Origin of the sequence: Streptomyces sp. MBT53, assembly GCF_016654115.1 — a bacterium.
Classification (GTDB): domain Bacteria; phylum Actinomycetota; class Actinomycetes; order Streptomycetales; family Streptomycetaceae; genus Streptomyces.
The window spans coordinates 1-8,992 of sequence record NZ_JAEQAZ010000281.1; the positions used below are offsets into that span (position 1 = coordinate 1).

Below are 8,992 nucleotides of genomic sequence, written 5' to 3' on the forward strand. Positions count from 1 at the left end.
CCGCGTCGCGCAGGGCGCGGAGCAGGGCCAGTTCCTCGGCGCCGGGGAGGGGGGTGAGTTCTTCCGCGTCCAGGCGGGCGGCGCCCAGGAGTTCGAGGGCGGAGGAGGCCCGGTTCTGGAAAGCGGTGAGGTCGGTGCGGAACGACTCCGTGGCGTCGGGGCGCCAGACGGTGAGGTGGTCGCTGACCCGTACGGGCGCCGCTCCTGTCGGCACGGCGAGGGCCGCGCCGAGGGTGTCGCCTCGGTCCGCCCCCAGGAGCAGGGTGCGGGTGCCGGTGCCTGCGGCGGCTTGTGCGGTGGCTGCGGCGATGGTGCTGCGGCCGCTGCCGCCTGGGCCGGTGATCAGGAGGGTGCGCATGTCTGTGAACGGTAGTCGGTCGGTGGGGGCTTGGCGCCGCTGCCGGGGGCTCCGCCCCCGGACCCCCGTCGGCCCTGAAGGGGCCTCGTCCTCAAACGCCGGACGGGCTGAGAGTGGCGGCCCGTGTCAGAAAGGCACCGGACGGGCTGACACCCACCCCCGTCTACTTCTCGCCCGACTCCACCCGCTTCTTGAGTCCCGCCAGCGCCCGGTCGATGATGACCTTCTCGGCCTTGCGCTTGATCATGCCCAGCATGGGGATCTTGACGTCCACGGTCAGCAGGTACGTGACCTCCGTGGCGCCCGCGCCCTTGGGCTTGAGGAGGTAGGAGCCGTCCAGGGAGCGCAGCATCTGGGACTTGACGAGGGTCCAGGAGACCTCGTTGTCGCCGGTCCAGGTGTACGCGAGGACCTGGTCGTCCTTGATGGCGCCGGCGTCCATGACGAGCCTGACCTGTTCGGCGCGGCCCCGCTCGTCGGTCTTGAGGACGTCCGCCTCCTTCACCTCGCCGGTCCAGTCCGGATAGCGGGCGAAGTCGGCGATCACCTCCATGACGTCGGCCGGTGCCGCCTCGATCGTGATGCTCGAACTGGTGTGTTCCGCCATCGCTGTGGCTCCTCCAGATGCGGACCGGCAGGGCGTCGTCATCGTGCGCTTGTGCGTGCAGCGTGAAGGCTACCTCCCCGCCAACCCCCTTACCGCACCCCCTACCTGCGGGATCGGCGGGCGGTCACCATTCCAGTGCCCACGGCTTGCCACTGCCCGCGAAGTGGCCGACGTTCACGCACTCGGTCGCGCCGATCCGCATCCTGCGCACCAGCGGCTGGTGGACGTGGCCGAACAGTGAATAGCGGGGCCTGGTGCGGCGGATCGCGTCCAGGAGTGCCCGGCTGCCGCGTTCGAAACGGCGCGCGACGGTGTCGTAGACCAGCTCGGGGACCTCGGGCGGGATGTGGGTGCACAGGACGTCGACCTCGCCGACGGCCTCGATCTTGGCGGCGTACTCCTCGTCGCTGATCTCGTACGGGGTGCGCATGGGGGTGCGCAGGCCGCCGCCGACGAAGCCGAAGGTCCAGCCGCCGATCTCGACGCGTTCGCCGTCGAGCACCGTCGTTCCGGGTTCGGCGTACTCGGGCCACAGGGTCGGCATGTCGACGTTGCCGTAGGTGGCGTACGTCGGGGTGGGGAAGGCGGCGAACATCTCCGCGTACTGCTTGCGGACGGCCTTCTCGATGAGGGCGGCGCGGTCCCCGCCGACCGTGCTCCAGAGGCGGGCGCCGAGTTCGCGGGCCTCCTCGAAGCGGCGGGCGGTGCGCAGCTCGACCAGGCGGTCGGCGTTCGCCTCGCCGAACAGTTCGGGGAAGATCCCGCGCGTGTGGTCGGCGTAGTCGAGGAAGAGGACCAGGTCGCCCAGGCAGATCAGGGCGTCGGCACCCTCGCCGGAGGCGGCCAGGTCACGGGCGTTGCCGTGCACGTCGCTGACCACATGTACGCGTGTCCTGGAGTTTCCGGACGGTGTGGGTGCCATGACGATCAAGCGTAGGCGTGTGCGGCAAACGTGAACAGTGGCGGCCTCCCTCGCGGTTACTGGCCAGTGAAGAAAGGCGTGGACTACTGTGCGCGAGGAAACACCAATCTGTGTGACGCAGCGAACATCTCGCCGGACCCCCCTGTCGTAGGAGCCATACCGGCGGGTAACGTCCGGGCAGTCCAGTCGTGCTCAGGATTTCAACCACCGGGTCCTGACGCACCTGCCCGAGCCGTGGACCGGACCGTCGCATCACACAACGTCGTGGCGCCGGCGCCCTATGAGGAGCAGCAGTCTTGCGCGAGTTCAGCCTTCCGGCTTTGTACGAGGTCCCTGCGGACGGCAATCTGACCGACATCGTCCGCAGAAACGCCGCGCAGCACCCAGATGTCGCCGTCATCGCCCGCAAGGCGAACGGCGGCTGGCAGGACGTGACCGCCACGGTCTTCCTCGCCGAGGTGCACGCCGCCGCCAAGGGGCTCATCGCCTCCGGCGTCCAGCCCGGCGACCGGGTCGGGCTGATGTCCCGCACGCGGTACGAGTGGACGCTGCTCGACTTCGCGATCTGGTGCGCGGGCGGGATCACCGTGCCGGTGTACGAGACCAGCTCGCCGGAGCAGGTGCAGTGGATCCTGAGCGACTCGGGGGCCACCGCGCTCGTCGTGGAGCAGGACGGGCACGCCGCCGCCGTCGAGTCGGTGCGGGACCAGCTGCCCGCGCTGAAGCACGTCTGGCAGATCGACGCCGGCGCGATCGACGAGCTCGGCCGCGCGGGCAAGGACGTCTCGGACGCGACCGTCGAGGAGCGCAGCTCGGCGGCGAAGGCCGACGACCCGGCGACCATCGTGTACACCTCCGGTACTACGGGTCGCCCCAAGGGCTGTGTGCTCACCCACCGCAGCTTCTTCGCGGAGTGCGGCAACATCGTGGAGCGGCTGCGCCCGCTGTTCCGTACCGGCGAGTGCTCGGTGCTGCTGTTCCTGCCGCTCGCGCACGTCTTCGGGCGGCTGGTGCAGATCGCGCCCATGATGGCGCCGATCAAGCTGGGCCTGGTCCCGGACATCAAGAACCTCACGGATGAACTCGCCTCGTTCCGGCCGACGTTGATCCTCGGTGTGCCGCGCGTCTTCGAGAAGGTCTACAACTCGGCGCGCGCCAAGGCGCAGGCGGACGGCAAGGGCAAGATCTTCGACAAGGCGGCCGACACCGCGATCGCGTACAGCCGCGCGCTGGACACGCCGTCGGGTCCGTCGCTCGGTCTGAAGATCAAGTACAAGACCTTCGACAAGCTCGTCTACAGCAAGCTGCGCGCGGTGCTCGGCGGCAAGGGCGAGTACGCGATCTCCGGCGGCGCCCCGCTGGGCGAGCGGCTCGGGCACTTCTTCCGGGGCATCGGCTTCACCGTCCTCGAGGGGTACGGGCTGACCGAGTCCTGTGCGGCCACGGCCTTCAACCCCTGGGACCGGACCAAGATCGGTACGGTCGGGCAGCCGCTGCCGGGCTCGGTGGTGCGGATCGCGGACGACGGCGAGGTGCTGCTGCACGGCGAGCACCTGTTCAAGGGCTACTGGAACAACGAGGCGGCCACGGCCGAGGCGCTCGCGGACGGCTGGTTCCACACGGGGGACATCGGCACCCTCGACGAGGACGGCTACCTCAGGATCACCGGACGCAAGAAGGAGATCATCGTCACCGCGGGCGGCAAGAACGTCGCCCCGGCCGTGATCGAGGACCGCATCCGCGCGCACGCGCTGGTCGCGGAGTGCATGGTCGTCGGGGACGGGCGGCCGTTCGTGGGCGCGCTGGTCACCATCGACGACGAGTTCCTGGGCCGCTGGGCGGCGGAGCACGGCAAGCCGGCGGGTTCCACCGCGGCGTCGCTGCGTGACGACCCGGATCTGGTGCAGGCGATCCAGGACGCCGTCGACGACGGCAACGCCGCGGTGTCGAAAGCGGAATCGGTGCGGAAGTTCCGCATTCTGTCCTCCCAGTTCACGGAGGAGTCGGGCCACCTGACGCCGTCCCTGAAGCTCAAGCGGAATGTGGTGGCGAGGGACTACGCGGACGAGATCGAGGCCATCTACCAGAAGTAGAGGGCCAGTTGGGTCAGGTGTCCTCGGCGAGGACCCGTTCCATCGTGCGCTCGGCGAGCGCGGTGATCGTGACGAACGGGTTCACGCCGATGTTGCCGGGCACCAGCGAACCGTCGGTGATGTACAGCTTCGAATACCCCTTCACCCGGCCGTAGTTGTCGGTCGCCTTGCCCAACACGCAGCCGCCCAGCGGGTGGTAGCAGAAGTCGTCCGCGAAGACCTTGCTGGGCGTGCCGAACAGGTCGGAGCGGTAGATCGTCGCGTTGGCCGAGTTGATCCGGTCGAACAGCTTCTTGGCCATGGCGACCGAGACCGCGCTCTGGGCCGCGGTCCAGCCCAGTTTCACCGTGCCGCTCGCCGAGTCGTAGGTGAACGAGGCCCGTTGGGGGTTCTTGGTGATCGCCAGATAGAGACTCACCCAGGTCTCGAACCCGATGGGCAGCGGGGCGATCTCCGCGAAGACCGGGTTGTCGGTGTTGGACCAGTCGTCGATGCCCATGACCGGCATGGTCGCCTGGTTGGCGCCTGTGGTGTCCCAGATGTGGTTGGCGCGGCCCACCATGGTGTTGCCGTTGGGCCCCCAGCCCGCCCCGACCGTGGCGTCCAGCGCGGGCAGGGTCCCGGTGTCCCGGGCGCGGACGAGGAGTTCGGTGGTGCCGAGACTCCCTCCGCCGAGGAACAGATAGGTGCAGCTGTACTGCTTGGTCTCGACGACCGCGCCCGTGTTGTCGATCCGGTCGACGGTCAGCTGGTACGACCCGTCGCTCGCCCGCGTGACCGCTCGCACCTTCTCCAGGGTGTGGATGGTGACCTTGCCGGTGCCGAGCGCGGAGGCGAGGTAGGTCTTGTCGAGGCTCTTCTTGCCGTAGTTGTTGCCGTAGATGACCTCCTGGGCGAGCGCGGACTTGGTGGCGGTGCCGGCCGCCTCCTGCTGCATGTAGCCGAAGTCGTAGACGTTGGGCACGAACGTGGTCGTCAGGCCGGTGTTGGTGGCGGCCTTCCGTGAGGTGCGGGTGAACTGGTACCACTCGGTCGACTCGAACCACGTCGGGTCGACGGTGTTGACGCCGAGCATGGTGCGGGCGCGCGGGAAGTACGTGTTGTACATCGCGGTGGCGTCCACGGTGGGGAACTGCTCGGTGAAGTACGACTGGCGCGGGGTGACCGCCATACCCCCGTTGACCAGCGAGCCCCCGCCGACACCGCGTCCCACGTACACGGACATGGCGTCGTAGTGCACACGGTCCAGGACGCCGGGATACAGGCCGATGTCCTTGTTGACGACGTCCAGCCACAGGAAGGTGGCGAGCGGGGCCTCGGTGCGGGTCTTGAACCACATGGAGCGCTGGTCCGGGTTGGCGGTGTTGCAGAAGATCTTGCCGTCGGAGCCGGGTGTGTTCCAGAGCCTGCCCATCTCCAGGACGAGCGTGGTGATGCCGGCCTGGCCCAGGCGGAGGGCGGCGACCGCGCCGCCGTAGCCGGAGCCGACGACGATCGCGGGGGCGGTTTCGACGGCCGCGGGTTCGACGGCCTGGGCCGACTGGAGGCCGATTCGGGTGAGACCGGCCGCTGCGGCGGTCTGGAGGGCGACCATGCCCAGTATTTGACGTCTCGTCAGCTGATGCTGCGTCAGTTTTGCTGTCATGCGCGCAGCATCTGCGGATTATCCGGTTCCGCCTAGTCCCCGGTGTGCAACAAGGTTTTCAATTTCTCCGCGAGTAGATCCCAGCGCCACTTCTCCTCGACCCAACTCCGGCCCCGTTCCCCCATGTTGCGGCGCAGCTCCGGGTCCCCGAGCAGCGCGACGATCCGGTCGGCGGCCTCCTCCGGGGACCCGCCCCGCACCACCCACCCGGTCTCTCCGTCGAGCACCGCGTCGGGCGCGCCGCCGGAGTCACCGGCGACGACGGGCAGCCCGGTGGCCGAGGCCTCCAGGTAGACGATGCCGAGCCCCTCGACGTCGAGCCCGCCGCGCCGGGTCCGGCACGGCATCGCGAAGACGTCACCGGCGCCGTAGTGCGCGGGCAGTTCGGCCCAGGGCACGGCCCCCGTGAACCGCACGGAGTCGCTCACGCCCGTCTCCCGCACGAGCCGCCGCAGGTCCTTCTCGTACGGTCCGCCGCCCACGATCAGCAGGACGGCGTCGGGCTGCCGGGCCAGGATGCGCGGCATGGCGAGGATCAGCGTGTCCTGCCCCTTGCGCGGCACGAGCCGCGAGACGCACACGACGACGGGCCGGTCGGTGAGCCCGAGCCGCGCCCGCACCTCGGCACCGCCGGAACCCGGATGGAAGACCTTCTCGTCGACGCCGGGCGGCAGTTGGACCATCCGCGCCGCCGCCTCCGGGCTCAGCGCACCGGCGATCCGCGACCGCGTGTACTCCCCGAGGTAGGTGATGGTGTCCGTCGACTCCCCGATGCGGTGCAGGAGTTGACGCGAGGCGGGCAGCTGCGCCCACCCGGCCTCGTGCCCGTGGGTCGTGGCCACGAGCCGCTCGGCACCGGCCTTCCGCAGCGCGGGCGCCATCAGCCCGAGCGGCGCCGCCGCCCCGAACCACACCGCCGTACACCCGTGTTCACGCAACAGCCCGACGGCCGTGCGGGTCGCGGCGGGCGTCGGCAGCAGCATGGTCGTGGCGTCCCGTACGACCTTGAAGGGCTGTTCGGCGTCGAAGGCGGCGGTCGCCTCGGCGCCCTCCCGGCCGCGCTTCCAGGTCGAGGCGTAGACGACGAGCCGCTCGGGATCGAGCCGCAGCGCCATGTTGTGCAGGAAGGCCTGGATGCCCCCGGGCCGGGGCGGAAAGTCATTGGTCACGATCAGGGTCTTGCGCACGCGGCAGACCTTACCCGGGGAGGGTTCACAGCTCGGCACGGCCGCGCTTCATGGCGATCGCACAGCGGGTCGGGAGAACATGTGGCCCTCACCCGGCAGGCACGGCACGTCACGGAACAGGGGCTCAGGTGGAGATCGCGGGCGCGAGACGGCGGCTGGCAGTGCTGCTGGGGAGCTGGGGCCTGACCCGGATCGTTCTGCTGCTGTTCGTCTTCAAGGTGTTCGTGTTCCCCGGCCCGGACGTCACCAGCGATGTGTCGGTGATCTACCAGGGCTGGTACGAGACCCTGCGGCACGGCAGCTTCCCGCTGGACGACGTCACCTGGCAGTACCCGCCCGCCGCCGCCCTCCCGATCCTCTCCCCCGCCCTGCTGGGCTTCCTCGACTACGCGTCGGCGTTCTTCGTCCTGGCCTGCCTGGCCGACCTGGCGGTCCTGGCACTCCTGCTCTACACGGGCCTGCGCCCGGGCCGGACACTCCGCGGCGCCTGGGTGTGGGTGGCGGGCGTACCGCTGCTGGGCCCGACCGTGTACGCGCGCTACGACGTGATGGTGACCGCGGTCGCCGTCGCCGCGCTGCTCGCGGGCGCCCGGCACCCGCGCGTGATGGGCGCGCTGGTGGGCTTCGGCGCCCTGCTGAAGGTGTGGCCCGCGCTGCTCCTGCTGGGCGCGGTCAAGCGCCGGGCGTGGGGAGCGGCGGCGGTGACCGTGGTCGCGGTCGCGTCCGTCTTCGCGGTGTCGATGCCGGGCGCGTTCGCGTTCCTGACCTTCCAGCGCGAACGGGGCACGGAGGTGGAGTCGCTGGGTTCCCTGGTCTTCCACGTGGCCCGGCACTTCGGCTGGCAGGGCCAGGTGCTCCTGAACTACGGGTCGGTCGAGTTCGTCGGCCCCTACGTCAACTGGGTCAGCACGGCCGCCCTCGGCCTCACCGCGATCGCCTTCGGCTGGCTCATCCTCTGGCGGCTGATGGCGGCCCGGTTCCTCCCGCACACCCTCGCGGACGCGGCGTTCGTGGCGGTGCTGATGTTCACGGTCACCAGCCGGGTCATCAGCCCGCAGTACGTCGTCTGGCTGATCGGCCTCGCGGCCGTCTGCTCCTGCTTCCGCGCCAGCCGCATGAAACTCCCGGTCGCCCTGGTCCTGGCGGCGGCCTTCGTGACGGTCCTGGAGTTCCCCATCTGGTTCGCCGACGTGGTCGCCGGCGACAACCTCGGCATCGTCCTCCTGCTCCTCCGCAACGGCCTCCTGGTCGCGGCGGCACTCACCGCCGCCCGCGAACTGTGGCGAGCGTCGGTCACCTGGGCGGACGTACCGCCGCTCCCGAGTCAGGCCACCCGCTCGAAGGCGACCTCGGCCTCCTCCTGACGCCGGGTCCGTCCTGCGGGTGACGCGGCGGGCGCGGAGACCGACCCGCACTCCCCCGTCGTGTCGCCCGCCGCGGCAGCCGCCGAGGTCACGTGCTCCTCCACCTTGCAGCCGCAGGCGCCGCCTCCTGCTCGTCGGCGTCGACGGGGCGCCGTTCCTCCCCGGCAACCCGGTCCGCCGGGAAGGCCCCGGCCCGCCGGAACAGCACCGCCACCACCGCGCACTGCACGGCCATCGAGAGCGCCATCGCCAGACACACACCGGGCAGCCCGAGCCCCGAAAGGCCGTACGCCAGCGGGAGTTGGACCGCCGTGCCGAGCACGGTGACCCGGAGCAGCGCCGGTGCTCCCCCGCTCCCCTCGAAGACCCCGCCGAGCCCGATGAAGCAGGCCATCAGCAGCAGATAGGGGCCGACGCAGCGCAGGAACAGGGCGCCCTCGTGGGCGACTTGGGGCCCGGTGCCGAAGGCGGCCATGATCCAGGGCGCGGCGACGCAGAGCAGGACGGCCGCCACCGCGCCGACCGTGCCGGACACGAGGATCGCCTGCCGTCCGATCTCGCGCCTCGCGTCCTTCCCCGTGCCCCGCAGGTGCGCGGTGTGGATGGAGGCGGCCTGCCGCACGGAGTAGAAGGCCATGGTCGCGACGTACAGGACCTTGTAGCCGATGGCGTACGCGGCCACCGCCGACACCCCGAGCCGCGCCACGATAGCGACCAGTACCAGCGCGCCGCCCTGCCGCACGGTGAAGTCGGCGGACATGGGAAGGCCGGTGGTGAAGGTCCGGCGCACGGCGCCGGACCTTCACCACCGGCCTT

General features: G+C 70.4%; 7 protein-coding genes and 1 pseudogene. 2 read left to right on the forward strand and 6 right to left on the reverse strand.

The window, feature by feature from the left end; genetic code table 11:
• The 3 genes from JHN45_RS47955 to JHN45_RS47965 form a co-directional block, all read right to left on the reverse strand.
• Positions 1 to 358 (reverse strand): ArsA-related P-loop ATPase (locus JHN45_RS47955; RefSeq protein WP_307783411.1); only part of this gene is annotated, 358 nt, incomplete at its 3' end.
• A 163-nt stretch (positions 359 to 521) separates the two neighbouring features.
• Entirely contained in the window at positions 522 to 965 is a 444-nt protein-coding gene (locus tag JHN45_RS47960; RefSeq protein ID WP_200711592.1) for an SRPBCC family protein, read from the reverse strand.
• A 124-nt stretch (positions 966 to 1,089) separates the two neighbouring features.
• Positions 1,090 to 1,845 carry a metallophosphoesterase gene (locus JHN45_RS47965; protein ID WP_201055725.1) on the reverse strand — a complete coding sequence of 252 codons (756 nt, stop codon included), beginning with the start codon at positions 1,843 to 1,845 and terminating at the stop codon, positions 1,090 to 1,092.
• A 338-nt stretch (positions 1,846 to 2,183) separates the two neighbouring features.
• Here JHN45_RS47965 and JHN45_RS47970 point away from each other — a divergent pair, with 338 nt between their 5' ends.
• The gene (locus tag JHN45_RS47970; RefSeq protein ID WP_200711593.1) at positions 2,184 to 3,980 is read left to right on the forward strand and encodes a long-chain fatty acid--CoA ligase; all 1,797 of its coding nucleotides are present in this window, start codon (positions 2,184 to 2,186) and stop codon (positions 3,978 to 3,980) included.
• 13 nt (positions 3,981 to 3,993) lie between these two features.
• On the opposite strand, the gene JHN45_RS47975 is transcribed toward JHN45_RS47970, so the two are convergent.
• Together JHN45_RS47975 and JHN45_RS47980 are read right to left on the reverse strand one after the other, a co-directional pair.
• On the reverse strand, positions 3,994 to 5,574 hold the full coding sequence (locus JHN45_RS47975) for a GMC oxidoreductase (RefSeq protein ID WP_200711615.1): 1,581 nt from the start codon (positions 5,572 to 5,574) through the stop codon (positions 3,994 to 3,996).
• An 83-nt stretch (positions 5,575 to 5,657) separates the two neighbouring features.
• Complete coding sequence (locus JHN45_RS47980; protein WP_200711594.1) at positions 5,658 to 6,812, reverse strand: glycosyltransferase family 4 protein; 1,155 nt, start codon at positions 6,810 to 6,812, stop codon at positions 5,658 to 5,660.
• 128 nt (positions 6,813 to 6,940) lie between these two features.
• Here JHN45_RS47980 and JHN45_RS47985 point away from each other — a divergent pair, with 128 nt between their 5' ends.
• A complete protein-coding gene (locus JHN45_RS47985) occupies positions 6,941 to 8,176 on the forward strand; it encodes a glycosyltransferase 87 family protein (RefSeq protein ID WP_201055724.1) in 1,236 nt (411 codons plus the stop codon).
• Between the two features lie 88 nt (positions 8,177 to 8,264).
• Here the strand turns inward: JHN45_RS47985 and JHN45_RS47990 are convergent.
• Positions 8,265 to 8,966: pseudogene (locus JHN45_RS47990) on the reverse strand (MATE family efflux transporter); the annotation flags it as partial.
• Positions 8,967 to 8,992: the final 26 nt, after the last annotated feature.